The organism is Nostoc sp. 2RC (assembly GCF_014222165.1).
Lineage (GTDB): Bacteria > Cyanobacteriota > Cyanobacteriia > Cyanobacteriales > Nostocaceae > Nostoc > Nostoc linckia.
Map to the genome: position 1 here is coordinate 12809 of NZ_JACKZU010000010.1, position 25536 is coordinate 38344.

The following is a 25536-nucleotide window of genomic DNA, read 5'->3' on the forward strand; positions in this document are numbered from 1 at the left end:
GATACAGAGATAACAATCCTATTTCATCTGTAAAAAATATCGATTTTGACTATTAACTGTCAACGGTTAACAGTCAACAACTCTAACATGTAATATTTCACAAATTATTTGGGATTGTTATAGATTTGACTGTCATTTAATTGAGCTTATAATTAATAACTAAATGTACATCTCAATTCGCCAAGCAACTACACAAGATACTGTTATAGTCTCAGATATCTTGTTAGAAGCAGCTTTGTGGCTCCAGCAGCGTGGTATACCTTTGTGGCATGATAGCGAACTTTCACCAGAATATATCTCTGAAGATGTTGCTAATGGTTTGTTTTTCATCGCTGAGTGGGCGGGTGAACCAGCTGGTACAATCAAGTTTCAACTAGAAGATTTAGTTTTCTGGCCGGACATCCCCCAACAAGAGTCAGCATTTGTACATCGTCTTGCAGTCCGACGACGTTATTCTGGCGGAAAAGTCTCCTCGGCATTACTAGCTTGGGCTGTTGAACGCGCACAAACACTTGGTAAACTTTACTTACGTTTAGATTGTGAAGCTTCGCGTCCGCAGCTGAGAACAGTATATGAAAGCTTTGGTTTTCGCTATCACAGTGACAGACAAGTCGGTGCTTTTTTTGTCTCTCGCTACGAATATGAAATACCTGAACAAACAAGCTAGTATCAATAATTTTGGCCTTTACTTAATTTTTTGTTCGGATGTTTTTTTGTTCCGATAATTAAAATATGATGTGAAAAATTTCAATAACTGAGTTGAAATTTTAATGTGCGATGGCCTTGGTAACATAGTAGATAAAACCAGTTCAACGGAATTATTAAGGTATGACCAAGTTTCAGATTTTGTTACCTGAATTGATGAAAGCTTTTGTTGACGAACAAGTCGCTAAAGGCGGTTATGGTTCAGTCAGTGAATATCTTCAAGAGTTAATTTTTCAAGACCAATACCGCAAAGGTCAAGTTAATGATGATCAGTTTGAAGTAGTCGCAGATTGGTTAATCGAAGAGTTTGCAGCGTGTATTGGAGCCAATTTACCTGTACTATCAGATAATGCTGTGACTCGTGAAAGTATTTATGAGGATCGTCCTTAGAAGTGTTTTACGTCATAGACACTAATATCTTAACTGCGTTTTGTCGATCGCACTCACTCATTACACCCCACAATATCAAAACTGTAATTGTTATTTTTAAAGCTGTGATCACTTGTTTGATGGAACTAAATGCGATCGTTTTAACGAATTTTACTTACTCTAATGAGTTTGTAAGTTTTGGGTTTTAGGTGAAGCTTACTCAAAGGTAAGAATCACAAAGCAGATGATTTTAAATGCAATATTTGATTATATTATCAGCTAGCTCTCGAAAGCTATCTTTAAGAAGAGAAATCTGTTCGAGCTGATTCCAAGCCCAGTTGCCACTACCTTGTAATGTTTTTATCGGGCGGAAATTTTTCAGTTGAGAAACAGGGACATTTTGCCAAATACTGTTTTGAACTAACACATTCATATCCTCAATTTGTCCAATTTGATAATTATTTGGAAGTCCCAGACACAGGTTACCATTTAGTCTTTGAATAAGATCCGTTTTAATTGAATCAGAAATTTTATCGTGGTGAATTTGATCTGCCTTTACTAATTGGTTATTTCGAGTATCAAAACCGTTGAAAATCCACCCTGCAAACTTCGGAGAGCCTAATTCGTCGTACTGAGTCAAATAGGGGTTAGAAGATTTAAATCGCTGAAAACCACTGTGCCAATCCTGAAAGAAACCAGGGAGCATTTCACCTATTAGTCCAACACAGTATGCACTAAAGGTGTCTGATGTACATGGAACAATGAAATAATCAGAGGAGTAGAGTGCAGCTCTTACCAAAGCACCAAATGAAGGAGGTAAGTCAATCAATGCGTAGTCATAAGGTTCTACGTCATTTCTTTTATTCGCAAAATCAATCAGGTCGCGGAGTACAACATACTTAGCTACACCAGTACCTGTAAGCAAATCAGAACCAACACTTAGCGATTCAGAATAAACGTTTAGCCAAAAATCACCAGCTACAATCTCTGCTTTAGAGTGTGTATGAAGACCTTTGTGGCTGAAAAACTCAAATCCACCTGTATTTTGCAAAAATCTTTGTAGGTAGGCTCGGATGGTAGTTCCATAGGGTACATTTTGGGTTGGTAATGTTTTAGTAAAGATATCAGTGCCCAAGACAGCTAAAGACAGATTGCACTGTGGATCAAAATCAATCATCAATACACGTTTTTCCTTTCGTGCTATTGCGTCTGCAAGATTCCATAGAATCGTTGTTTTACCTACTCCACCTTTATTATTAAAAATTGAAATTATCTTGGTCATAAGCTAATTGCTATTTCTTGTGTGCGACGAAAAAATTTGTATGATTCAATTCTTAGCGAAGTTCTAACAATTACATAGTGATAATCAACCTTAGGTTATTGGTCGTAGTGTAAGATACATGACTTTAGTTTAACTAACTAAATTAAGAGTATGGTTTTTTGTAAATATTTTTTGACACATCAGTATTTGTAGAGCTATCTCAAAGTTGAGTTTATTCAATGATTGAACAAAATCGATTCTATTTGCTGGTTATTGGTATAGCGCTATCATTATTATATAGATAGGGTTTTTAAAACCAAAACTCACTATGAGTTTGAGTCTACTTATACTTTCTAAAGCTGTAATTTGGAGCTAATGCTCTGTCTTCAAATCCGTTTTTGTCTAACATAGCTGATAATTATGCCCGATCTAGTTTTAAAATTTAGGTTCTAAGAACTAGGAAACTCCAAATTAACACTTTCACCTCGCAGTGCTGTTGTAGATGGTAAATGTCGCTCTAACCAATTTTCTAAATCAGCTAGTACTTCTTGATAATTCAGGTCGTTTTGTAGTTCGTGATAAGCACCTGGATACTCGATTCTAGATTTATCCGAGTAACTCACACGCTGATAAAAAATTTTTCCTCCTTCAGGTAGAGTTACTCGGTCTGCTCCACCGTGGAGTATCAACAATGGTAATTGCCAATCAGTAGCATGGGCATTAACCCAATCAACAGTAGCAAAGAATTCTGTAGCTAGACGCGCACTACCTCTGGTGTGGCGCAAAGAATCTTGAGCATAAGCAGCTAAAATTTTCTCATCCCGCGAACCACCGGAAAGATCTAGTCCTGTGTTTAAAGTAAAACGCGGCCAAATACGGGAAAGCAATTTTCCTATAAGTAACCGAGTTTTTGACACTCCGACTTTTCCCAAAGCTGGTGCTAAGGTAATTACACCTTGCAATGTAGATGGTTGTTGGGGATAACGCAGAGCATAATCCAAAACAATCACTGAGCCTAAGCTATGACCTAAAAGAAAAATTGGCTTTCCTGGGTTTTGGGTTTTAATTAATTCTAAAAAAGCTCGCAAATCTTCACGAAACTCACTCCAACCATTAATGTAGCCTCTTTGACCAGGGGAACGCCCATGACCGCGCAAATCAAAACCGTAGATAGCATATTGTTTAGGTATAAAATGTTTAATTAAGTTATCGTAGCGATCGCTGTGCGCCCCCAATCCATGTACGATCGCTAATATCGCCTTTACCTTTTCTTCTGGATACCAACTTTGGTAATACAGTTTTAACTTTCCTGTACCTTCAAATGTACCTGCTTGATGATGGCTCATGAGATTAATTTGTTACCCTTGTTACCAATTAACTACTAGCTATCAAGGTACATTGTCAAGAAAATCGCTTCTATCTTCAGGAAGAATTACTATGTTTAACGGAAGTTACGAAACAAAACCGTATGAGCTTGATTTTTGAGAGATTTTGCTAGGATGAATGCAGACACAGCCGCCATACGTTTATCGGTGCGGTCAATGCAAAATCCCAAATTTCCCATCGACAATCTTTTGACATCGAGTCATCAGCAAGAAAATAATAAGCAATCACAAATTTTAGCGCCTGTAACCGATGCGAGTATTAAGCGCGTAAAGGAAGGTTTAGCCGCAGCTGGCGATGGCGCTGTTCGTCAAATTATTCAGGAAACACTCAATTGTCTAGAAGCCACAAATCAACAAAATTGTGAACCTAGAGTCAATCCTTGGGTACGTCAATTTGTATTGCGATCGCTCATTCGTATTTTATTCCAAGTGGAAGTCGAACACCGCAACAATATACCCCAACAACCAGCAATTTTAGCTGTTAACCATCTCCACCATATCGATCCATTACTTCTATTAGCGGAACTTCCCACCCAACCCTATTACTATATTCTTGGCGATGCTCGTACTCTTTATAATAAGTGGTGGAAGCGCTTGATCCTGGGTTTTGCCGGAGGTGTAATTCCTCTCAAAAGGATATGGAAAGAAGAACTAGCTGTGATGGAAGCGGCTAAAGCAGGAAGAGAAGATTTAATCGATTTAGCCGCAGCGATCGAACACACAGTACCCACAGGGGAAGATATACACACATTGCGACAAATAGACCGCATTATTTTAGCAATTTTGGCTCGTGGTGATGGCATGATTCTGTTTCCTGAAGGAAAATTGGGAACAGTTGAAGCTCAGTTGCATCTGCCATTAAAGCGTGGCACTATAATTTATGCTTTGCGTAGTGGCGTACCAATTATTCCCATTGCACTCATTGGCACTCATGACCTTTATTTGAGAAAAAAATTAACTATAAGGATAGGCGAACCATTACAATTTCCCTCCACAACCAGACCAAAACGCCAACAAGTAGAGGTGGCTTTGCAAACTCTAGAAAAAGCCATGCTGAGTTTATTACCAACTAATTATCAGGAACCAACAAGCTTAAAACCTCTACGTCATTTCCTCAATCATATGTTGTGGTGAAAAATCACTTTTCTAAAAATTTGGTAATCTTGAAATTTGATGTTCCCTCCCAACAGTGATTTAAAAATGCACTTACTTGAGCATCTGCTGAATCAGCCGATTCTTTAGAAGCATTAAACTGAACTGCTGTCACAATATACTCAAAAATAATCACAAACTGCTTTTGGGGTGAAATTCTTTCAACAACAATTGTTTCACCTACTTGAGGAATTTGCGGTACATCCACCACAAAAGTTTCAATCTTTGGTTTATCTAGTGGATTTTTGAAATTGAAATATTTCGAGTAAACAATAACTTTCACTTTATTAAAGTATATTTAACACTAAACTATATCAACTTCGTCCAAATTGAGAAATGGACATCTTCAAAAGGGAACGAGGGAATAAATAAAAAGGAATAAAATTATACTAAGTTTTTTGTCAAAAATCAAATATCATTTTTACGTACAGCAGATTGCAGCTAACTCAGTACAAGTTTTCAAAACAAAGCTATATATTAATCAGCTTTTAACCCTGTTCCCTGTTAAGTACACGATCTTGACTCTTGTGGGATGGGCGTCTCGGTCGTCCGGGGCGGGCTAGAGAGCTTACACCACAAGAAATTTGCTTGCAACATTAAAGGCTTGCCACGTCACTATGTTTACTACAAATTACGAATTATTTATTGCCTTGCCACACTCGTTGTAACGATTGAAAAAGCTTCGCAAATATTTCTTCTAGCCAAAGAATAACAGCATCGAGCCATTCTAGAATTTTCTCTAGAGGATGTTTTTCATAACCCATTGTAGTTGCTTTGGTTTCTATCCAGTCTGGCTGTGCTTCAACTTCGGTGGTTTGAGAAAACCGCTGTTGAGAAATTTCCCCTTTATGAGTTTTGCTATGAACTTGCGAAATCGCCTTTTGAGTTTGTTGGAAAGAGGTAACTTTTGCAAATGTTTTGCGAATTGAGGTGAGATGACGAGTTATTTTTTTCCTTTGTACTAATTCTGATTTGGCTTTCGGCTGTTGTCGATGCAAATTTTTTGGCCAGAAAATCCCTGTTGATAAACTTGCAGTTAAAGCAGGAGTCGTGTTTTCAGGAATTGGAACTGCTTGGTCAGTAACTTTTTCGCCATTGCCAAATAAATCACTCCACGTTAACCAAGGATCGTTTGTTAAATCTTGGTTTGGCAGGTTACGATTTTTAAATAAAGCTTTTTTTGGGTAACTAAATAATAATCTATTTTGCTGATTGTCAGCAATTGTTGATTCCAGTGTTTTTCGATTCCTAACGCCAAAAAAGTAATTTAGCGCAGCTTCAATTAAAGCCTGGACATTGAATGTATGAGTTTCTATATCGTCTGTAGCAACTGCCATTTCTCCCTTAGCAGTTAACTGTTCTTTTCCATAGATAAATACATTTAACTGAGTTTGGGCTACTTGGATGATTTTTTGGCTACCTTGTTGAACGGGTATTAAAGCCTTTGATTCTACTGTGGCGACAGCTAAATCTAAAAATGTGAATAATTTACTGGAGTTGAGTGAATTGTTTGATGTTGTGCCTGGTAGAATCGGTATTTTAAGCGGATTTTCTCCAGTTAATTTTGCTAATAAACCATCAATTTGTGGTAATAATTCTTTGTCTTTTTGAGCTTGAATTAATCGCCAAGACTGCCAATAACGAGCAACTTCATTAATAATTCTTTCTTCTAGTTTTGCCTGCTGTTGGGGTGTTAAAATATCGAGAATTTCATTGCCAGTGGTGACAAGTACTAAATTTCGATTCAGTAAATTAGTGGCAACTCCTTGGATAGTTGCAAGATGCTGTTTGAGAGAATTTTCTGGGGACGAAGATTGGATACTTGCGGTGGCAAGATCTGTAATAGTTGGAGAATGAATAATATTAGTGTCTGTGGATTTTTTAGAAATAGATTTTTCCCAAAAAATTCCCAAAAAGCTCAAAGGATTGAAACTTTGAGAATTTTGTTTCGGAGTAGCCACTACCTCCTCCGATGACAGATAATAAACTGTCTCTAATACCTGCTCAATGGGAGTATCAACATTTAAATGATTCTCTGGCTGAAAATCGGTATCATTTGATGGTAAATTCAGCCTGGATTGTGGTTCTTTGGTGTGTAGCGTTTTCGCATCTGCTTCAGATGATTGAAACAGTAGATACACTGGGTAAAGTAGCAATTCCACACCCCACTTAGTGGCAACTTGTAAATGCCGGAAGCTGTTTCCCCACTGTTGTGTCAACCGCCGAGATTGCTGGTGGACAAAATTAAATAGTCTGCTTTGATAACGACCAGAAGAACCAGAAGACATAATAGTAATTTTTGAGTTCGAGTCTTGTTTAGTTGTGAGACTCCCGCCGAACAATAAAAACCACAAACTGTTAATGATTGTGTGCCCTCATTTTAGCGAAAATATGACTCAAATTATCTCTGAATCTCAAACCAATTTAATCTCAGAAGCTATTGAGCAATTACGCTCTTTTTCTCAGGTGAATCTTCAGTCTACTTGGTTATACCGAGAATCTGACGAGATGATTACTGATGTGACAGCGGTTAATTTATCTAATTGGCAACCTGTAGAATTGAACGCAAAGGAACATATTGCTTGGACAGGGGGGAAAAAAGTTCTATGGTTAGGGCAAAAATTAATTGTTCCCCAAGACTTACATGGTTATCCCGTCACTGGGTTATCTTTGCGACTGGCGTTACTTTGGTGGGCTGATGCTGCTGAAATTTATGTGAATGGAGAGTTAGCGCTGGAGGGTGATTTATTTGATTGTTCGCCGAGAGTGCTGTTGAGTCGCAAGGTAACGCCGGGGGAAGAATTGATTGTTGCATTGCGGCTAGTCAGTCCGGGACATTGTGATGGTGCTTTAGTGCGATCGCTCCTTATTTATGAGTCTAATGATGATGATAATCCCGATCCGGGTTTTGTGGCTGATGAGTTGGCTGTTTTACAGCTTTATTTGCAAAACTTTGCACCAGAAAAGTCGGATGTTTTGGTAGAAGCAGTGAGAAACATAACCAACCGCCCAGATGCAAAGCCAAAAGAGTGGGTAAAGTCGTTAAGGCAAAATCTAATTCAATCCCAAATCCAAAATCTCAAATCCAAAATCTACCTGCTTGGTCACGCTCATCTAGATTTAGCATGGTTGTGGCCTGTGAGTGAAACTTGGAATGCAGCACAAAACACTTTTGAATCAGTGTTAAAGTTGCAAGCAGATTTTCCAGAATTAATTTTTTGTCATTCCACTCCGGCGCTTTATGCTTGGATTGAAGAACATCGCCCGGATTTATTTAAAGCAATTCAAGCACAAGTAGCAGCCGGAAAGTGGGAAGTTCTCGGTGGAATGTGGGTAGAACCGGAACTAAACTTGATTGCTGGTGAATCGATTGTGCGTCAGCTATTGTATGGTCAGCGATACATACAAGAAAAATTTGGCAAACTTTCCCCTGTGGTGTGGGTTCCAGACTCTTTTGGTTTTTGTGCAACTTTACCGCAGTTTTTCGCTAATGCTGGAGTTGAGTATTTTGTCACCCAAAAGTTACGCTGGAACGATACTACTAAATTTGATTATGGTGCTTTTTGGTGGCGATCGCCTGATGGTAGTCAAGTATTTAGTTTCATGTCTGCAACCATCGGTGAAGCCATCGACCCAATTAAAATGGCATCATACGCCCTAGAATGGCAAAATCAAACAAACTTACCAGAATCTCTCTGGCTTCCCGGTGTCGGCGACCACGGCGGCGGCCCCACCCGTGATATGTTAGAAACCGCCCAACGCTGGCAAAAATCCCCCTTCTTCCCAGATTTAGAATTTACCACCGCCGAAAAGTATTTACAGCAAATCAAGGAAGAAGACACGGAGACGGGGAGACGCTCTGACGCGGAGAATAGAACAGACGCAGATACAGAGAGACGCGACGACGCAGAGAATCAAAATGTCCCCGCGTCAGAGCGTCCCCGTGTCTCCCTGTCCTCTTCTTTCCCCACTTGGAATGACGAACTCTACCTGGAATTCCATCGTGGCTGCTACACTACCCATGCAGACCAAAAACGCTGGAATCGTCGTTGTGAAACTTTATTGTATGAAGCAGAACTCTTTGCAACTTTGGCAAACATTAGCTGTGGTGTGACGTATCCCAAAGCCGAAATCGAAGTTGCTTGGAAACAGGTGTTATTTCAACAATTTCATGATATTTTGCCTGGTTCTTCCATTACCCAAGTTTATCAAGATGCCTTGGTTGAATGGCAAGAAATTCAACAAACAGGAACGAAGATATTACAAGAATCATTGCAGGCGATCGCATCTCACATTACCCTACCACAACCACCAAAACCCAATAGTTTACCTATTTTTATTTTCAATTCTCTCAACTGGCAGCGTTCTGAGGTAGTTTCTATCACCTTACCCGCACCAGCAACAACTACCCAACAATGGCAAATTTACGATACTTCCGGCCAGTTGCTTGTCTCTCAATTATCTCAACCATCAACTTTACTATTTCTCGCCCCCGACATCCCACCCATAGGCTACCGCCTCTTTTGGCTTTCCCCCTCATCTCCCACCCTGGACGAACCTAAAGCTACATCCCCACAATGGGTTCTAGAAAATGAATTTCTGCAAGTCGTCATAAATCCTGAAACGGGAGATTTATCAAGTGTTTTTGACAAAACTTATCAACGCGAAGTTTTGAATGGTGCAGGAAACCAACTGCAAGCTTTTAAAGATAGCGGTCAATATTGGGATGCTTGGAACATAGACCCCAACTATGCCCAACATCCCTTACCCGCAAGCAATCTTCAATCTATTGAGTGGGTAGAACAAGGTGTAGTGGAAAATCGTCTGCGTGTGGTGCGTCAGTTGGGTAATTCAGAATTTTGCCAAGATTATATTCTCCAAGCTGGTTCCCCTGTGCTGAAAATTTCCTCTAGAGTCAACTGGCAAGAAAATCAGGTATTGGTAAAAGCTGCTTTTCCTCTCAACATTGAAGCAGACTTCGCTACCTATGAAATTCCTTGTAGCGCAATTCGCCGTCCCACTCAACCCCAAACCCCCGCAGAAAAAGCAAAATGGGAAGTACCAGCCTTGCGTTGGGCTGATTTAACCAGCGAAACAAACGAGGGTTTATACGGAATAAGTTTACTCAATGATTGTAAATATGGTTACGATGCCAAGCTGAATCAATTGCGCCTCACACTACTACGTAGCCCCAATTGGCCAGACCCCGAAGCCGACCGAGGTTTCCATGAATTCACCTATGCCTTATATCCCCACCCCAATACCTGGCAATCAGCCCATACAGTACAGCATGGCTATCAATTGAATACACCCCTACAAGTGATAGTAAACCCACTCCCCAGTCACCAGTTAACAGGAGCCACTGCGGTCTTGGGGTTTCCCCAAATGGAGCAAGTGCCGTTCAACACTCAACACTCAGCAAGCTTTTTAAATTTGTCATCCGCAAATCTGATTTTGATGGCTTTGAAGCCAGCAGAAGATGATCCACAGGAGTTAATTCTGCGGTGTTATGAATGTCACGGAGAAACAGCCGAGTTATGTGTGCGAAGTGATTTAGGAATAACTCTCGGAAATACGGTAGATTTGTTAGAGCGTTCTGCTGCTGATGCTGCCCAATTCTCATCTGGGCAACAAATCTTGACAATACAGCCTTGGAAAATCGCTAGTTTCAAGGTGACACCAGCGACTAACCCCAGGCTTGGGTAAGGCACTATTCTTTAGTCGGTGGTCAGTCTTGCTTTTCCACCGATGTAATGCCCAATGCCCAATCTAGTCTTCATGATCTTCAAAAGGATCGCTCAACTGCTTACTGGGAGGGCCAAAAGATGTATAAATTCCATAGCCTGTAATGGCAATCAAAACAGCAGCTACAGAAATGCTAAGAACTATTGCAGGTTCCATAATTTTAAGATTGATTATGAGTGCTATTCTTATAGAATATTACAGAAGATTAAAAAAAGCTTGGGCAAGTAATCTTAGGTGAACTATGGCACAAAGGACTAGGTTGGGAGATATCCTGAGACCGCTGAACTCTGAGTATGGGAAAGTGGCACCAGGTTGGGGTACTACCCCTGTAATGGCTGTTTTTATTTTGCTGTTTTTTGTGTTTCTGCTGATTATTCTGCAACTTTACAATAAAACAATCTTGATTCAGGATGTGAATGTTGATTGGCGGAGTTTAGGACGCTAATTGATACACACTTATCTGATTTTGATCGCGAATGAACTCACACCCGGCTAGTCCGGGTTTTTTTGTTACTCAGGAGTTAGGAGTTAGGAGTTAGGAGTTAGGAGTTAGGAGTTAGGAGTCAGGAGTCAGAATTCAGAAGTCAGAATTCAGGAGTCATATCATGTTCGGATAATTACTTATGATAAAAGTAAGGATGAGAACTAAGAAGTATGCCAAAAAGAATCAGTATAGCCACGCATTTATAGTAGTCCGATTTGATTAATAAACTGAACTGTATAGGCAGGCAAGAGGCAATAGGCAATAGGTAACAGGGTTATAAAAGAGTAAAGTGTACGCAGTTATTTTCACCCAACCAAATAGGAGTCCTATAGATATTGGTGAGTTGGAACAGCTTTACTGTGAGACGAAAGACGTGGTAGAAAGTCGTCAATATCTGATTATTATATGGTTACTAGCACAAGTAAAAAAGACGGAAGAAGTAGAGAGGCTACATTGGCTTGTGGTCAATTTGGCAGACCTCCAGCTTGAAAAATTTGTTGAGCAGTTAAATTTAATTCGGAAAATGTAGGCGATTGTATGCGGTCTGTACCTCTAAATTGTTTTCCCCTATATTCACCTTCATCACTTAAATAATAAATTGTGATTGTTGGCTGTTTGGGGTCGCCTATCAATTCTTTGCTATCCAAACCTGCATAATCCACAATCCAATATTCTTGAATACCCATTTCTTCATAATCAGCAAACTTTTTATGATAATCATCTCTCCAGTTAGTACTGACTACTTCAATCACTAATGGTATTGATTCTGGTTTACTAAGGATTGATTGTTTTTTCCATAGTGGTTCATTGCCCAAGTTTGAAAAATTCATTAATAAAACATCTGGATAGTACCCTGACGTTTTATTTCCTGGTTTCACTGTAGCGGTTTTAGGTATACCGTAAAAAAGTTTAAGGCGAAGGCATTCATAACCTAAAATAACTGTTAAAAAAGCTACAATTAGCTAGTGCTTACCTGATGGTGGCGGCGTTTGAATAATATCTCCATCATGTAATTCATATCGGATATTTTCTGGTTGTGTTTCTAAAAATTCTAAAAATTCATTAAATGTAAATAGTTTTTGTAGAGATTGTGTCATGGTTGGTAACTTCCTAGTTCATCTTTATTACTTGCTAGTCTTAAACCTTGTTTTGTTGCTTGACACCGTTGTTCGCCTAGTGGCTCAACTCGCTGATGTTCTAGTTTTTCCGTTTCATAGGTTGTTCTTAGCGATTTTGGCTAGCAGAGAGTGAATTTAGAGGTAGATGCAAACCGAACAGTTGCTCAACTCTACATACAGCATATTTCAAGTAAATGAAGTACACCGGTAGGGGCGCATAGCTATGCGCCTCTACGATTATCTGTACCTCACCAAGGTACAATATGCTGTAAATAATTGGTTCACTACACTAGACTGAATATTTAATTGTCAGTGACATAAGACATCACTTTCTTGTGGGGCGATCGCTTTCCATAATAGGCGATTATTGAGTAGACTACATAAATATGTAAATCTATATAGTGGTTTTAGGATTTATCGGAGATAAAAAAATGAATATATTTGGTATCGGTCTACCAGAAATGGCAGTAATTATGGTAGTAGCACTGTTAATCTTTGGCCCAAAGAAGTTACCAGAGATTGGCCGCAGCGTCGGCAAAACAATTCGCAGCTTTCAAGAAGCTTCTAAGGAATTTCAAAGTGAGTTTCAAAAAGAAGCCGAACAATTAGAAGAAGCTGTAAAAACTACCGCCGAATTGGAACCCAAGCAAATCGAGCCTGCTAAATCACAGCACGACGCTGCTAATTCTTCACAAGTTGGCTAGAAAAACATAACTATTTTGGGCATTGGGTATTGGGCATTGGCCAAACAGGGCATTGGGAAGAAGCAGTTCTTGGCAGAGGGGAAGATTTTCTCCCCTGCTCCCTCATCTCCCCATGCCCCATGCCCCATACCCCTAAAATTAATTGAATGTAGCAAAATGACAGAAGCTGTTACGCAACCAGCTTTGGTGATTCCCCAGCTAATTGTTGGGTTGGGGAATCCAGAAAGCAAATATGACCAAACACGCCATAATATTGGCTTTACTGCTGTGGAAGCTCTCTGTAGTGCTTGGGGCATTACCTTAGCAGAAAATCGCAAGTTTCAAGGAGAGTACGGTGAGGGTATGGCACCAGGTGGAGGAAAAATTCGCTTGCTCAAGCCCTTGACTTATATGAATCGTTCGGGACAAGCCATACAATCAGTGACGAGTTGGTATAAATTACCGCCTGAGTCAGTGTTGATAATTTATGACGACATGGATTTACCTTTGGGAAAGACTCGTTTGCGTTTGTCTGGTTCGGCTGGGGGACATAATGGAATGAAAAGTGCGATCGCACATCTGAACACTCAAAATTTTCCCCGTTTGCGAATCGGTATTGGTAAACCCAAAGATGCAGCTAATAAAGATGATTCGGATACTATCTCCCATGTACTAGGGCGATTTTCTGCTACTGAAAATCAACTGATGTCTCTTGTACTTCAGTTCGTGGTTGAGTGCGTAGAACTAACCCTAAAACAGGGAGTAGAAAAAGCGATGAATGTTTGTAATAGTCGTACTATTAGTAACTCTGAGTCTTGTTGACTGGTGACTGATGACTGGTGACTGATGACTGGAAAATCAGGATTTATCTCCCTTGTCTTCCTTGTCTCCCTCATCTCCCAGTTGATGAGCGTACTTCGACTCCGCTCAGTACAAGTTCGCGTAGCGTCTCGTAGAGAAGTCGAACCTCATCCCCCTCATCCCCTCCCATCTCCCAGGCTGCTTATTTTGGTTGATGGGCAGCAATTTTAGCTTGCTCCATCCAACCAATATAAAGCTCCTATACACTCTGTGTATAAGTAAACTGACTCATCGACACCCAAACAAATGGGTGTGGTACATCTTAATTTTTGTAAGAATAATGGCGATGGTGCCGTTGCCTGTTGTAGGTTATTACCTCAAGCAACGTCAGTACCAAAGCAAATAGGTTTATTTAAAACGTCTTTTGCGTCTAGCTGCCACTGCCTTACGTTTGCGTTTTTCCAACGGTGTTTCAAAGTGCCGATGATATTTTACGTCAGCCAATATGCCAGCTTTGGATACCTGGCGTTTAAATCGACGTAAAGCTGAATCTATTCCTTCGTTCTCTCCTAGAACAACCTGGGTCATTCTTGCCTTGTCCTCATAATCAATAGTTTCCATTGTAATAGTAGCCTCAACCTTAGTAAAACCCCCTGAACAAAGCTATGATTAGGAGGCTGTTCTCCTGGTTGAGAACTGAAATTAACATTTAGCTACAAGTTTAATCTAATTCAGGTGGTTGATTGTTGAGTGTTAACTGTTGACTGTTGAGTGTTGACGGTTCACAGTTGACAGTAGCAATGGAATTTTTACTTGCAAGTCCCTGAGCATAACTTTTTTGTTTTGATTAAATCGTGAAGTTTGGGGACTAAAGCCTTGTTAATTTTGACTTCTGGATTCTGGATTTTAATACTCAGTTGCTCTCGAAGAGAATACTCTCACTCCCCACCCCAGCCTGAGTAGTATTTAAAAGTTAATTCTGCCTTGATTAAATAATTTATATCCCACTGCTAATGCAGTGAAAGCAACTAATAAATTCCATAAGCTAGTGGATCTAAAAATTACTCCACCACTCAAGAAAACTAGCACTACACCAACGCCTAACAATATCCATCCCAAATTGCTAGCTTCTCTGTGAAAAAACACCAGTGTAAAAGTACCAGCCATCATTGCTAAAACTGAGGCCGTAGCAGGTAAGCTCCGGGAAAAAGAATAGTAACCTGCCACAAATATGATGTTTTGAGTAAAAAAATATAATCCTGTAAAAAGCAATATTAAACCTATAAGTTTGATCCACAGCCTGGCCATAGTATTTGTATATGATTTTTATGTGGCTGAACCTAATTTTATTCGGACTTATACTGGAGTTTTGAAATTAGTAATAAAATTTACGTAAAATTATTTTAATTTTTGTTCACGTATATTTACTTAGATTGTTTTGGCTGTGTGGAGGTGCTGGTGTGAGTAAAGCTGATTACAGAAAGTACTTCTTGCCAGGGTGCGATCGAGGTGCTTTAATAGCGATCGCATTCCGCAAAAGTTTCATACATACAAGACACCAAGCAACTCGATATTAGATATTGCTGGTGATGTTCATAAAATTACAGACTCAAAACATTTAACTCAAAGGTATGACAAGCTAGTAGCATATCCTTGACACTAAATTCTCCCAAACAGCTAAATAGGAGCATATATGGAGCCAATCATTGCTATAGTCCTAGCCCTTATAGGTTATGCCTTAGGTTCTGCCAAACTGATTAATCAAGGTAATGAAGCTTTAGTGGAACGCCTGGGACGGTATCATCGCAAACTTAAACCAGGGCTAAACTTTATTGTTCCCTTGGTGGATCAAATTGTCATGGAAGATACCACGCGAGAGCAATATATCGACATCAAGCCCCAAAATGTAATTACCAAAGATAATATTTACGTAGAAGTAGATGCAATTGTATACTGGCGGATTATAGATATTGAGAAAAGCTTTTACGCTATTGAAGATCTCCAAGGAGCATTGGTGCAGCTGGCCACAACCACGTTGCGAGAAATCATTGCTCAAAATACCCTTGAGCAAACCAACGTCTCTAGAGCGGAGATGGATAGAGCTATCTTAAATCAGTTGAATGAAATCACAGCAGATTGGGGAGTACAAATTCTGCGGTTAGATCTTCAAAGAATTACTTTACCTGAGAGTGTACGTAAATCTAGGGAAGATGAGCAAGCTGCTGAAATCAAAAAACGGGCACTAATTACCGAAGCGGAAGGACAAAAAGAAGCCGCCATTCGCAAAGCAGAAGGAACTATGACTTCAGTAGAAATCATTGCTAAAGCTTTACGTTCTAATCCAGAAAGTAAGGAAATTCTGCGGTATCTGGTGGCTCAAGATTACGTCAAAGCCAGCCAACAACTAGGCGAGAGCAATAATGCCAAAATTGTCTTTGTCGATCCGGCTAACTCCACAGAGATGTTTCAGGAATTGATTGCTGAATCAGTGACTAACGAAGATCGCCCCCAAAAATCAGAAAACGGAACTACTTAAGGGAAGTGGGAGTTGCTGAGTGTTAATTGTTGACTGTTGACTGCCAACAGTAGAATATTTTTGATTTGGAATTGCTAAAGAGCAACTTGATTGGCGGTGCTTTCTTTTGCTATTCCCTACTCCCCACTCCCTGTATTTGTTAACACTCACCTTGTGCGGTTCGTCGGAATATTGCATCAGCTACCAAAGAAACATCGCGCATTTGTTGGACATCGTGAACCCGGAGGATATCAGCTCCATTTGCGATCGCAGCACAACAAGCTGCTGCGGTTCCCCAAACTCGCGCTTTGGGATCTGGTTGATTGAGAATCTTACCAATGAAGCTTTTACGAGACGCTCCTATTAAAATAGGACAGTCTAATGCCCACAGCGATGGCAATCGCTGAAAAATTTCTAAATTTTGCTCATAATTCTTCGCAAAACCAATACCAGGATCGATAATCACTTTATTTGCATCGATTCCCACAGCAGTTGCAGCAGCAATTTGCTTTTGCAAAAAACTCAAAATCTCTGCCATCAAATCCTGATAATCAGTCATCTGTTGCATGGTTTGTGGCGTTCCTCGGATGTGCATTAAGATAATTGGGACGCCTAAATCGGCTACTGTTGGTAACATTTCCGAATCAAAGCTACCCGCAGAAATATCATTAATCATATCTGCCCCAGCTTCTACAGAAGCCCTGGCCACAGCCGCACGAGTAGTATCCACAGAAATCGGTACTGAAATGGACGGTCTGACTACCTCTAATACAGATAGCACGCGGTGGAGTTCTTCTTCGAGGGTTATTTGCTTTGCCCCTGGTCGAGTTGATTGACCACCCACATCGATGATGTCAGCACCAGCAGCCACCAATGCTTGCGCCTGGACTAAAGCCGCAGAGGTAGTGTTAAATTCGCCCCCATCGCTAAAGCTATCAGGGGTGACATTCAAAATGCCCATCAAATAAGTCCGCTGTCCCCACTCAAAACAGCGTTCTCGAATTATCAAATTACTTGGCATAAAAAATCAGAAGTCAGAATTCAGAAGTCAGAATTCAGAAGTCAGAAGTTAGAAGTCAGAAGTCAGAAGTCAGAAGTCAGAAGTCAGAAGTCAGAAGTCAGAAGTCAGAAGTCAGAAGTCAGAAGTCAGAATTCAGAATATTTCACTTAATAAAGTTAAAAATCGCAGCGAAGGCTAGTTTTGATATTAGCCTTTCCCATGCTATCTGCATGGGAAGGATAAAAGGCACATCAGACTGACTTATAGTTAACAATCCGAGCGAAACTCTCGGCTTCGAGACTTGCTCCTCCCACTAAAACGCCATCAATTTCTGGTTGAGCCATGATTTCATCAATATTATTGGGCTTGACTGAGCCGCCATATTGAATTGATACATTGGGATTGTTCAATTGGCTACGAATTAAGCCAATTATGCGATTAGCTTCTACAGCTTCACAAGTATCACCAGTGCCAATTGCCCAAATCGGTTCATAGGCTATCACCAAATTGTCCTGATCGATATCTACCAAGCCTTTGTCGAGTTGGAGACTAATCAGTGATTCGGTTTCTTTGTTATCTCGTTGTTCTTTGGTTTCGCCAACACAAAGAATCGGGGTTAAACCAAACCTTTGAGCTGTTCGCAGGCGCAGATTAACAGTGGCGTCCGTTTCACCAAAGTATTGGCGTCGTTCGCTATGACCGACAATCACAAAGCGCACGCCAATTTCTATCAGCATCGGGGCAGAAATTTCACCAGTGTAGGCTCCATATTCTTCCCAATGGACATTTTGCGCCCCCAGTTGTACGCGACTACCATGTAAATTCCTAGACAAAACGCTGAGATTAGTGAAAGGAGGGCACAAAAGTACTTCACGTTCTTCAGGCGTTTCCTGTAGGTGGGGCAGAAATCCTTGTAAAAACTCTTCGGACTCTGCCTGGGTTTTGTACATTTTCCAGTTACCGGCAATAACTATTTTTCGCACGGGTAATTTCGTCAAGATCCTAACGCTACTAGATGCATTTTTCAGTCTAGAACTTTTTGGGATGCAATCAGCATTTTAAACAAAAGCTTGACTGCTTTTATTGCTACACGCTTTTTGACAAGCTTGACCGGCTTACCGAATGATTTTTCAGTATCTAAGAATTTGCCCAACTCTTTTAACAGTGGGTTTGTAGGACGGTGGAGAGGTTTAGCTGTAATTATTAATACATTAATTAACAATATATTGTCACCACCACTGAAACTTTACATAACTTTATAAAGTTAAGATGATTTATCGTTATTATCACGTTAGTTTCTGAAAGTAGGTGGGTAGTATAAATTACCGAAAAACCCGATTTTCCATATAGCTATGTTCAAAACTAAATTATCAGAATTCCGTGTTAAACCGGAATTTTATACCTTGAAGGTATTAGATCGCCATATTGCAGCGATCGCAGCTCTGATTTTAATTAGCTTGCTAAGTTCCTTGACTGGAACGCCTACTGTTCACGCCATTTCTAACTATTGGGAAGGTTCCATCTGGGGAATAGCAGATCCAGTTATTAACTCAAAGTGCTTAGTTGGTATTATTACTATTGGCTTACTGTCATCTATATTTGTTCGTGGCGCTTTGATAGTTGGATATTTTGTCTTAGCAGTAATTTTGGGGATTATAATTCATTTATTGCAGATAAATTTACCAGGAATAGAAATAGCCATAGGTATTTCTACTATTTTCTTAGGTACAATGCTCATCAACGCAAATAAAGTAAATTTTATGTTACTTGCTCTGGTGAGTATTAGTGTTGGTTTCTTTCAGGGTTACATTCACGAACAATCCATTACTGTGTCAGGAATAATACCTATAATTGCTTATATATTAGGTATTACTTTAACTCAGTTTGCAGTTACCATGAGCGTTAGAGAAATTGGTAGTGCGATGGGTATGGGGGAAATCAACCGAATTGTACCTTGGAAAATTAGTATTGCTGGCTTTTGTTTGTGTGCGATCGCGATGGTGTTTTTGAGCAATTCAATTATCTAAATCAAGTCTTTTAGTTCAATACAATACAGTCATTGCTAGGGACGCATAGCTAACTGTGTGTCCTCATACCCTGTTTGTAGTATTACTAAAACTTCATTGGCAAATACATATAGCGCTTTAAAGTCCCCAAGAGACTTTAAAGTAAAAAAAATATTCTATAGAAGACCGTTGACAGTTCACAGTTAACAGTCAACGCTTTAACCGGAATTATTTATTTTTTGCAGTTCCCTGAGTATCTGGGTTTTAGGTTCGGTTTATGTCTTAAACTATGCTTCAACTGCTATACATATTTGTCTTGGAAGTGCATAGCCTTTTGACTAAAGAAAATTTAGACTAATTGATTTTGCCAGCAATGGTCATCAGCATAAATAAAAGGAATAAAATTAATATTCTAAGCAACCTTATCTGATTCTATACTGAAATATGAAAGGTAAATTGCAATTCTCTAAACTGAGAATTAGCACTGAGAACAACCGAATTTATCGCCTTTTAGCTATTGTTTGATGAAAAATTAAACAACAAATGTATAATTACTTCAACTTATTGCATAAGTCCCTAAACACAACATTAGATAGATGCATCAAACAACAAAATCACACATATTATCGAAATGATAATCTTAATCTCATGTTGGTACTGAAATTATTTATTTCAATTGAAATTAGGAATTTTACTAATATGCTGTCTCAAAATTAAGGTGTTAAACAAATGATTGCAACAGGAATTGAAGTAAAAATAAATCGTTTGGAATCTATTGTGGAACAAATTGGAGAAGCAGTACTTTCTACCACTGAGACAATCGAACGTCTCGCAGAAAGATTGGAGACGGTCAGCACACAACTCGAAGCACAAGGACAGCAGGTGCAACAACAAGGCTATCAAATTGTTGCTTTATGCGACGCAGTACAAACTCTCGCGGAATCTCAGCAAAATTCGCTGCAAAAACTCAACGAACTAACACATACTCTAGATAGATTTATGTATTTAATTCAAGGAGATGCTGGTTAACAATATAAAAGTAAAAAGAAGTTCGGATATATATCAAACTCTCAATTGAGTGACGGCGATATTGCCAGAAAAACATACATCGACATCACTACCAGGAGTGCGATCGCGTTTGCCATACTCTCCTACATAATAAAAATCATTACCCTCAATGCGATAATTGACCGGCAAAGGTTTGATACAGGGTTGGCAAAACACCATCTTAGGATCTGGTTCTCCCGGTTGTAAATGTGGCAAATTGACATTCCAAAAACATCCAGGTTCCAGGGGACGGTTGAGTAAATCTGCTAACACTTGAGTAGTAAATTTAGCAGCCAAATCCCAATCAAAATTTTGCTTTGCTTTGCGATAGTGAGAAATGGCAATTCCCGGAATACCGTGCATTGCAGCTTCTCGCACAGCAGCAACCGTACCGGAAATGTAGACATCGACTCCTAGATTACCACCAGCGTTAATACCTGAAAGTACAAATTTGACATCTGGCGTAATTTGTGTTAATGCAATTCTTACACAATCAGCAGGAGTGCCAGCGATGGCATACTCAGTTTCAGAACGTCGTTGCAGGTTGATGGCACTAGTCGTGGTGACTTGATGTCCACAACCAGACAGATGATTTACAGGAGCCGCAATAATAGCATTTTTGCCGTTGACAGCTTTTACCAAGGCTCGGATACCAGGAGCGTCAATACCATCATCATTAGTGAGAATTATAGTCATATATTTATTTAAGTAGCTTGGCGTAAATATTTATCGTTGGCATCGGGCAGGACGCAGAAGGCTTTAGTTGTGGATACTAAAAAAATCTTGCTGATTCTACCAAAAATATTCAAAATACTATATAATTTCTAGATGGTTTGCAAATTCCGCCCTCAGCATTTGGGTTAACTCCCACAAGGGCGGTGTTTCTTGCAAGTAGCGAGTGTGTTAGGTCAAAGTTAATACTGACAGCCCACTCATAGAAAATTTGTACAATAAAAAATCCTGTAAAATATATATCTGCCAGTAGTAACAGAAACATTCTATTGCAGAATACTCAGAACTAGATGATTTTTACAGCGGTTCTATAGTATTTTTGGTGCAAGCCCGTCTTAGAGTTAATACGATGAAACAGCTCATCAAGCAATTATTTACCAATAAAAAACATTTCATTCGGCTGATCCTACCAATAGTGACGGTTATTTTGTCAGCGTCGCTGTTTACCGCACCCGCTTTAGCCACAGGTGTGTATCAAATACCGAATCTGACATCAGGAAATGACACCTGGGTTTTAGATCAAGGTGAAGTCATCAGTCGTCTGAACGAAGGTAAGATTAGCAGCGCTTTGCAGGATTTGGCAAAGCAAACTGGTAAAGAAGTGAGAATCGTTACCATTCGCCACTTTGACTACGGCGAAACAGCCGAAAGCTTTACTAAAGAACTGTTTGAAAAATGGTTTCCCACAAAAGAAGCCCAAGCAAATCAAACTTTATTGGTTCTTGATACAGCGACCAACAATACCGCTATTATTACTGGCGATGGCGTTAAATCATTGCTCACAGACTCCATTACCGAGAGTGTAGCTAATGAAACTCTAAGTACGCCACTACGTAAAGGTAACAAATACAATCAAGCCTTTATTGATGCTAGCGATCGCCTCGTCGCCGTCCTTTCAGGCAAACCAGATCCAGGGCCTCCGCAAATCGCTGAAAATGTTCAGGTAGAAGGTACTTTCAAGGACGCAGAAGAAACTAAAGCTGTCCAAGGTAGTGCTACAGCTTGGGTAATAGGATTATTAATTGCCGCCACCGTTATTCCAATGGCCACTTACTACATCTACCAAATCAATCAGCCATCATCTGATGGGTAATGGCAAAGTTTGGAGTTAGGAGTTAGGAGTTAGGAGTTAAGAGTTAAGAGTTAGGAGTTAAGAGTTAGGAGTTTGGAGTTAGGAGTTTAGAATTTGAAGTTAGCAGTCGTGAATTTCTAAGTTTTAACATCTAATTCCTAATTGTTAACTTCTAACTCATAATTCCTTATTTCTCACTCATAACTCTTCCCTCTTCACTAATAACTTCTAACTCCTAACTCCTAACTCTTCCCTCCTCACTAATAACTTCTAACTCCTAACTCCTAACTCTTCCCTCCTCACTAATAACTTCTAACTTCTAACTCCTAACTTCTAACTCATAACTTCTAACTCCTAACTCCTCACTCATAACTCTTCCCTCCTCACTTTTCACTCTTATTAATCTTGAACATATTCTTGTTCTGTAATTAAAGCGACTTCAGCCCGGACAAATTCTCGGCCTAAATAAGCTGCATGATTTAATTGAGTGACTGGGCAAGGGTGAGTTTCTTCAAAGATTTTTACGCAAAGTTCTTTGGCTGTTCTGCCACTAAAAACTGTGGTGTGAGTTCGTTCTACCTTTTCTCGTGCAGGAATTACCTTTCCTGTTTCTGGATCCACTGCTAAACCGCGTTCATCAATAACATTTGTAAAATGCTTGGCATAAATTAACTCTGCGTCTCTATCCAAGTAAATGATGAAATATCCACCGGGATCGAGGTCTATATGACGCTGAGAAAGTCGATCGTCAATTGCTGCTAAATCTTTAACCATTAAATCTGTGAGCATTATCAAAGGCAAATTTTTTGTTAAGAGTTTTTACACTCTATCTCAAGTGTAATTCTTTGTTTACCCTCTGAGTTGTAAATGGGGAGTAGGGAATAGGGAAGAATAAACTATTGGGCTTTTAAATTGCATGGTTACCTGTTAAGTTAGTTGACTGTTGAGTGTTGACTAGACTTCTTGCATAAGTCGGGAAAAGGGTAAGGGGGAAAGGGGAAAGGTTTTGTATTGTCCCCTTCCCCTTTAACCTTTTCCCTTTTCCCAACTCTTGCAAAAAACACTTTTGCAAGAGGTCTACTGTTTACGGTTAACTGTCAACCATCAACAGTCAACATCAAAAAAATTCCCATATACTGAGTTTTCGATGTTTAGGAATCTGCACGATTACTAAATGGCAACTCTGCATTAATGGCCTCAATCTCCTGCTGTTCGAGTTGATTTACTTCTTTAATATAGGGGCGGAGAATTTGTCCTAAACGATTATTGTAAAAGCGGTGGAGACTGTGATTGGGCATGGCGGGGAAGCCACGCCGTTTTTTATGGCGTCCACCAGCGCCAGGGTCAAAAATTTGGATGTTGTTAGCGATCGCCCACTCAATCGGTGCATAATAACAAGCATCAAAATGCAGACAATCTATTTCTTGGAAACTTCCCCAATACCTGCCATAGAGTTTGTCTTCTTTAAACAAACAAAAGGACATTCCTAAAGGATAAGAATTATCTTCTTCGCTATATGCGGCAAAAAACAAAACTCGATGGCGATAATCAGTCTCTAGTTGTTCAAAAAACCTCTGTGTCAGGTATTTGCTACCCCACCAGCCAAATTTATCACAGGTGTCTGTATAAAACTCATACATCAAACGAAAGCAAGATGAAGGAATGCGATCCCCAGTCAATGGTTGCAATCGTAAACCTGCTTTTTCCACAGCTTTCCGTTCGCGTTTGATATTGCGACGTTGATTGGCATTAAATACTTGCAAATAGTCATCAAAAGTTTTAAAACCAGAATTTTCCCAAATGAAGCTGTGGTGCAACCAACTCGTAAAACCATGCCGTTCTAATATCGGCCGCCATTGGGGATCGACAAAGAGAAAATGACAACCAGAGATGCGATTTTTAGCACAGAAAGTGTCAATTTCATGCACAATTATCGCTGTAATTTCTTCTTCATCTTCTCCTGGGGCAATTAAAAACCGATAACCCTCAGCGGGGGTAAATGGTGTCATTCCCAGCAGTTTGGGATAATAGCGTATACCAATGCGATCGCTCAACTCTGCCCATTGATGATCGAAGACAAATTCACCAGAACTATGTCCTTTGAGATAAAGAGGGGCCGCAGCAATCAGTGTTCTGTCTCGCCACAACATCAAATGATTGGGTAACCAACCAGTTTTAGGTGTAGCACTGTGGGAAGTTTCAAGATTATTCAGCCACTCCCACTCTAAAAATGGTGTTTTGAGTGGTACAGCCAAAGCATTCCAGGCATCTTGGGGTACTTCGGCGATTTTGTCCGTCCAAAGAACAGAATAGCGGGGTTTGAGTTGTTCCACCATTGTGTCAGTTGTTAAGAGAGTAGGGCATGGGGCATTGGGCATTGGGCTTTCCAGGACTTTCCAGGGAATGGTGAAAGGGAAAGGGGTAAGGGAGAAAGGTTAAATTTATCCCTTTTCCCTTTTCCCTTTAACCTTTCCCCTACCTCATAATCTCCCCATGCCCCATGCCCAATTCCTTAATTAGCCTAATCTAAGAAAGCTCATCGTTGCAGGCGATAGTGCAAAAATACTTCTTGCTCGACTGTATTAACTTCTAGAAGCTGCAATTTGGGAGCTAAATGAGATAAAAATCCTTGTCCGTCTACCGGTGTGGGTGCGTCAGTACCGCCTAAAATCAACGGACAAACAGTCAACCATAATTCATCGATTAAATCTAATTGCAGTAAGGAAGCTACCAATTGACCGCCACCTAAAACCACTAAGCGTGTTATATGTAGAGTGGCTAGATGCTTCAAAGCTGTGGAAATATCAATTTCTCCCGTTGGTGTTTCAAAAACCAGAATCCGCTCAAATTTTGGAGTATACTCCTTTGCTGAGGTTTGGGAGACGCCATTTTGCCGTGGTTTTGAGAGTTCTTGTAAGTGCCACCCTTCTGGGGAACCAGTGCCATTTTCCTCTTTCTTCAGTTCAGGCAAGTGGTCTGTAAGTGTATTTTCGCATTGATTCCAGGAAGCTGCTCCCGCCATCGTCGTCAATAACCAGCGTTGAACTGGTTGCTTAAAAAAGCTAATTTCCGGATTGAGGTTTCCAGAATGTGTAATCACTATATGAATTGGCTGGAGGGGTTTAACCCCTTGTGCCCGACGTTGCAATAAGTTCGGATTTGATATTGTAAGTGTTGTTCCGTAGGCACTTAGAGTACCAGCACCGAATAAAACGGCATCAGAGGCAGCGATTTGTTTTTCTAAGTGTGCTTTATCAGCCCTTGAACCAAACCGAGCAGGCGATCGCCTATAATCTGCTATCTTGCCATCTGCACTCATCGCTAAAACAACTGTAGTATGAGGACGATGTTGCAGCATTCAATTACTTTCACAATTTTCGTGTTTTGCTTTAAAGTGTGTAGGTGGAAAAAAATTCCTCCTTACAAACTACTATTTCACTATTTAAACCGCGTCTACTTTG

24 protein-coding genes and 1 pseudogene are annotated in these 25536 nt (G+C 40.0%); 11 read left to right on the forward strand and 14 right to left on the reverse strand.

From position 1 onward, the window contains the following. Positions 1–163 precede the first annotated feature (163 nt). Together GNE10_RS02615 and GNE10_RS02620 are read left to right on the forward strand one after the other, a co-directional pair. Entirely contained in the window at positions 164–667 is a 504-nt protein-coding gene (locus tag GNE10_RS02615) for a GNAT family N-acetyltransferase (RefSeq protein ID WP_185563526.1), read from the forward strand. 161 nt (positions 668–828) lie between these two features. Beyond that, positions 829–1095 carry a hypothetical protein gene (locus GNE10_RS02620; protein WP_185563527.1) on the forward strand — a complete coding sequence of 89 codons (267 nt, stop codon included), beginning with the start codon at positions 829–831 and terminating at the stop codon, positions 1093–1095. A 229-nt stretch (positions 1096–1324) separates the two neighbouring features. On the opposite strand, the gene GNE10_RS02625 is transcribed toward GNE10_RS02620, so the two are convergent. Beyond that, positions 1325–2356 carry a ParA family protein gene (locus tag GNE10_RS02625; RefSeq protein ID WP_185563528.1) on the reverse strand — a complete coding sequence of 344 codons (1032 nt, stop codon included), beginning with the start codon at positions 2354–2356 and terminating at the stop codon, positions 1325–1327. Between the two features lie 428 nt (positions 2357–2784). Continuing rightward, entirely contained in the window at positions 2785–3681 is an 897-nt protein-coding gene (locus GNE10_RS02630; protein ID WP_185563529.1) for an alpha/beta hydrolase, read from the reverse strand. A gap of 195 nt (positions 3682–3876) precedes the next feature. Here GNE10_RS02630 and GNE10_RS02635 point away from each other — a divergent pair, with 195 nt between their 5' ends. Continuing rightward, positions 3877–4854: a 1-acyl-sn-glycerol-3-phosphate acyltransferase gene (locus GNE10_RS02635; protein WP_185563550.1), complete on the forward strand. Its 978-nt coding sequence runs from the start codon at positions 3877–3879 to the stop codon at positions 4852–4854. A 4-nt stretch (positions 4855–4858) separates the two neighbouring features. Here the strand turns inward: GNE10_RS02635 and GNE10_RS02640 are convergent, their stop codons facing one another. Further along, entirely contained in the window at positions 4859–5155 is a 297-nt protein-coding gene (locus GNE10_RS02640) for a hypothetical protein (RefSeq protein WP_099067035.1), read from the reverse strand. Between the two features lie 355 nt (positions 5156–5510). Then, positions 5511–7160, reverse strand: a complete 1650-nt coding sequence (locus GNE10_RS02645) for a hypothetical protein (RefSeq protein ID WP_185563530.1) — start codon at positions 7158–7160, stop codon at positions 5511–5513. 103 nt (positions 7161–7263) lie between these two features. Between GNE10_RS02645 and GNE10_RS02650 the strand changes: the two genes are divergently transcribed. Beyond that, positions 7264–10578: an alpha-mannosidase gene (locus GNE10_RS02650; RefSeq protein ID WP_185563531.1), complete on the forward strand. Its 3315-nt coding sequence runs from the start codon at positions 7264–7266 to the stop codon at positions 10576–10578. 63 nt (positions 10579–10641) lie between these two features. On the opposite strand, the gene psbN is transcribed toward GNE10_RS02650, so the two are convergent. Further along, positions 10642–10773, reverse strand: a complete 132-nt coding sequence (gene psbN, locus GNE10_RS02655) for a photosystem II reaction center protein PsbN (protein WP_096540744.1) — start codon at positions 10771–10773, stop codon at positions 10642–10644. 85 nt (positions 10774–10858) lie between these two features. Here psbN and psbH point away from each other — a divergent pair, with 85 nt between their 5' ends. Beyond that, entirely contained in the window at positions 10859–11062 is a 204-nt protein-coding gene (psbH, locus tag GNE10_RS02660) for a photosystem II reaction center phosphoprotein PsbH (RefSeq protein ID WP_099067033.1), read from the forward strand. A gap of 503 nt (positions 11063–11565) precedes the next feature. Here the strand turns inward: psbH and GNE10_RS02665 are convergent. Beyond that, positions 11566–12198 (reverse strand): annotated as a pseudogene (locus GNE10_RS02665) (Uma2 family endonuclease). Between the two features lie 452 nt (positions 12199–12650). Here GNE10_RS02665 and GNE10_RS02670 point away from each other — a divergent pair. Together GNE10_RS02670 and pth are read left to right on the forward strand one after the other, a co-directional pair. Beyond that, positions 12651–12923 (forward strand): TatA/E family twin arginine-targeting protein translocase, encoded by a 273-nt coding sequence (locus GNE10_RS02670; protein ID WP_099067031.1) that lies wholly within the window; start codon positions 12651–12653, stop codon positions 12921–12923. 156 nt (positions 12924–13079) lie between these two features. Continuing rightward, a complete protein-coding gene (gene pth / locus GNE10_RS02675; RefSeq protein ID WP_185563532.1) occupies positions 13080–13724 on the forward strand; it encodes an aminoacyl-tRNA hydrolase in 645 nt (214 codons plus the stop codon). A gap of 387 nt (positions 13725–14111) precedes the next feature. Here the strand turns inward: pth and rpsU are convergent, their stop codons facing one another. Then, positions 14112–14291, reverse strand: a complete 180-nt coding sequence (gene rpsU / locus GNE10_RS02680; RefSeq protein WP_008226419.1) for a 30S ribosomal protein S21 — start codon at positions 14289–14291, stop codon at positions 14112–14114. A 378-nt stretch (positions 14292–14669) separates the two neighbouring features. Continuing rightward, a complete protein-coding gene (locus GNE10_RS02685; RefSeq protein WP_185563533.1) occupies positions 14670–15011 on the reverse strand; it encodes a hypothetical protein in 342 nt (113 codons plus the stop codon). A 385-nt stretch (positions 15012–15396) separates the two neighbouring features. Between GNE10_RS02685 and GNE10_RS02690 the strand changes: the two genes are divergently transcribed. Beyond that, positions 15397–16239, forward strand: coding sequence for an SPFH domain-containing protein (locus tag GNE10_RS02690; RefSeq protein ID WP_185563534.1), 843 nt, complete (start codon positions 15397–15399; stop codon positions 16237–16239). A 139-nt stretch (positions 16240–16378) separates the two neighbouring features. Here GNE10_RS02690 and folP read toward each other — a convergent pair whose 3' ends face one another. Then, a complete protein-coding gene (folP, locus tag GNE10_RS02695) occupies positions 16379–17239 on the reverse strand; it encodes a dihydropteroate synthase (protein ID WP_185563535.1) in 861 nt (286 codons plus the stop codon). 230 nt (positions 17240–17469) lie between these two features. After that, positions 17470–18201 (reverse strand): triose-phosphate isomerase, encoded by a 732-nt coding sequence (gene tpiA, locus GNE10_RS02700; RefSeq protein ID WP_185563536.1) that lies wholly within the window; start codon positions 18199–18201, stop codon positions 17470–17472. Between the two features lie 369 nt (positions 18202–18570). Here tpiA and GNE10_RS02705 point away from each other — a divergent pair, with 369 nt between their 5' ends. Continuing rightward, the gene (locus GNE10_RS02705; protein ID WP_185563537.1) at positions 18571–19245 is read left to right on the forward strand and encodes a HupE/UreJ family protein; all 675 of its coding nucleotides are present in this window, start codon (positions 18571–18573) and stop codon (positions 19243–19245) included. 708 nt (positions 19246–19953) lie between these two features. Continuing rightward, positions 19954–20253, forward strand: coding sequence for a hypothetical protein (locus GNE10_RS02710; protein WP_099067025.1), 300 nt, complete (start codon positions 19954–19956; stop codon positions 20251–20253). Positions 20254–20286: 33 nt separating this feature from the next. Here GNE10_RS02710 and surE read toward each other — a convergent pair whose 3' ends face one another. Further along, positions 20287–20967 (reverse strand): 5'/3'-nucleotidase SurE, encoded by a 681-nt coding sequence (gene surE, locus GNE10_RS02715; RefSeq protein WP_185563538.1) that lies wholly within the window; start codon positions 20965–20967, stop codon positions 20287–20289. 385 nt (positions 20968–21352) lie between these two features. Between surE and psb32 the strand changes: the two genes are divergently transcribed. Continuing rightward, positions 21353–22096, forward strand: coding sequence for a photosystem II repair protein Psb32 (gene psb32, locus GNE10_RS02720; RefSeq protein WP_185563539.1), 744 nt, complete (start codon positions 21353–21355; stop codon positions 22094–22096). A 378-nt stretch (positions 22097–22474) separates the two neighbouring features. Here psb32 and GNE10_RS02725 read toward each other — a convergent pair whose 3' ends face one another. From GNE10_RS02725 to GNE10_RS02735, 3 genes are all read right to left on the reverse strand, one after another. Further along, positions 22475–22864 carry a DUF4346 domain-containing protein gene (locus GNE10_RS02725; RefSeq protein ID WP_185563540.1) on the reverse strand — a complete coding sequence of 130 codons (390 nt, stop codon included), beginning with the start codon at positions 22862–22864 and terminating at the stop codon, positions 22475–22477. Between the two features lie 362 nt (positions 22865–23226). Further along, on the reverse strand, positions 23227–24411 hold the full coding sequence (locus GNE10_RS02730) for a GNAT family N-acetyltransferase (protein WP_185563551.1): 1185 nt from the start codon (positions 24409–24411) through the stop codon (positions 23227–23229). Positions 24412–24611: 200 nt separating this feature from the next. Then, complete coding sequence (locus GNE10_RS02735) at positions 24612–25433, reverse strand: RibD family protein (protein ID WP_185563541.1); 822 nt, start codon at positions 25431–25433, stop codon at positions 24612–24614. Between the last annotated feature and the right edge of the window lie 103 nt (positions 25434–25536).

Bases quoted from the DNA above. Each gene is read 5' to 3' on its own strand.
- GNE10_RS02615 (WP_185563526.1), top strand. From the start codon at position 164: ATGTACATCTCAATTCGCCAAGCAACTACACAAGATACTGTTATAGTC.
- GNE10_RS02620 (WP_185563527.1), top strand. From the start codon at position 829: ATGACCAAGTTTCAGATTTTGTTACCTGAATTGATGAAAGCTTTTGTT.
- GNE10_RS02625 (WP_185563528.1), bottom strand. From the start codon at position 2,356: ATGACCAAGATAATTTCAATTTTTAATAATAAAGGTGGAGTAGGTAAA.
- GNE10_RS02630 (WP_185563529.1), bottom strand. From the start codon at position 3,681: ATGAGCCATCATCAAGCAGGTACATTTGAAGGTACAGGAAAGTTAAAA.
- GNE10_RS02635 (WP_185563550.1), top strand. From the start codon at position 3,877: ATGCAAAATCCCAAATTTCCCATCGACAATCTTTTGACATCGAGTCAT.
- GNE10_RS02645 (WP_185563530.1), bottom strand. From the start codon at position 7,160: ATGTCTTCTGGTTCTTCTGGTCGTTATCAAAGCAGACTATTTAATTTT.
- GNE10_RS02650 (WP_185563531.1), top strand. From the start codon at position 7,264: ATGACTCAAATTATCTCTGAATCTCAAACCAATTTAATCTCAGAAGCT.
- psbN (WP_096540744.1), bottom strand. From the start codon at position 10,773: ATGGAACCTGCAATAGTTCTTAGCATTTCTGTAGCTGCTGTTTTGATT.
- psbH (WP_099067033.1), top strand. From the start codon at position 10,859: ATGGCACAAAGGACTAGGTTGGGAGATATCCTGAGACCGCTGAACTCT.
- GNE10_RS02670 (WP_099067031.1), top strand. From the start codon at position 12,651: ATGAATATATTTGGTATCGGTCTACCAGAAATGGCAGTAATTATGGTA.
- pth (WP_185563532.1), top strand. From the start codon at position 13,080: ATGACAGAAGCTGTTACGCAACCAGCTTTGGTGATTCCCCAGCTAATT.
- rpsU (WP_008226419.1), bottom strand. From the start codon at position 14,291: ATGACCCAGGTTGTTCTAGGAGAGAACGAAGGAATAGATTCAGCTTTA.
- GNE10_RS02685 (WP_185563533.1), bottom strand. From the start codon at position 15,011: ATGGCCAGGCTGTGGATCAAACTTATAGGTTTAATATTGCTTTTTACA.
- GNE10_RS02690 (WP_185563534.1), top strand. From the start codon at position 15,397: ATGGAGCCAATCATTGCTATAGTCCTAGCCCTTATAGGTTATGCCTTA.
- folP (WP_185563535.1), bottom strand. From the start codon at position 17,239: ATGCCAAGTAATTTGATAATTCGAGAACGCTGTTTTGAGTGGGGACAG.
- GNE10_RS02705 (WP_185563537.1), top strand. From the start codon at position 18,571: ATGTTCAAAACTAAATTATCAGAATTCCGTGTTAAACCGGAATTTTAT.
- GNE10_RS02710 (WP_099067025.1), top strand. From the start codon at position 19,954: ATGATTGCAACAGGAATTGAAGTAAAAATAAATCGTTTGGAATCTATT.
- surE (WP_185563538.1), bottom strand. From the start codon at position 20,967: ATGACTATAATTCTCACTAATGATGATGGTATTGACGCTCCTGGTATC.
- psb32 (WP_185563539.1), top strand. From the start codon at position 21,353: ATGAAACAGCTCATCAAGCAATTATTTACCAATAAAAAACATTTCATT.
- GNE10_RS02725 (WP_185563540.1), bottom strand. From the start codon at position 22,864: ATGCTCACAGATTTAATGGTTAAAGATTTAGCAGCAATTGACGATCGA.
- GNE10_RS02730 (WP_185563551.1), bottom strand. From the start codon at position 24,411: ATGGTGGAACAACTCAAACCCCGCTATTCTGTTCTTTGGACGGACAAA.
- GNE10_RS02735 (WP_185563541.1), bottom strand. From the start codon at position 25,433: ATGCTGCAACATCGTCCTCATACTACAGTTGTTTTAGCGATGAGTGCA.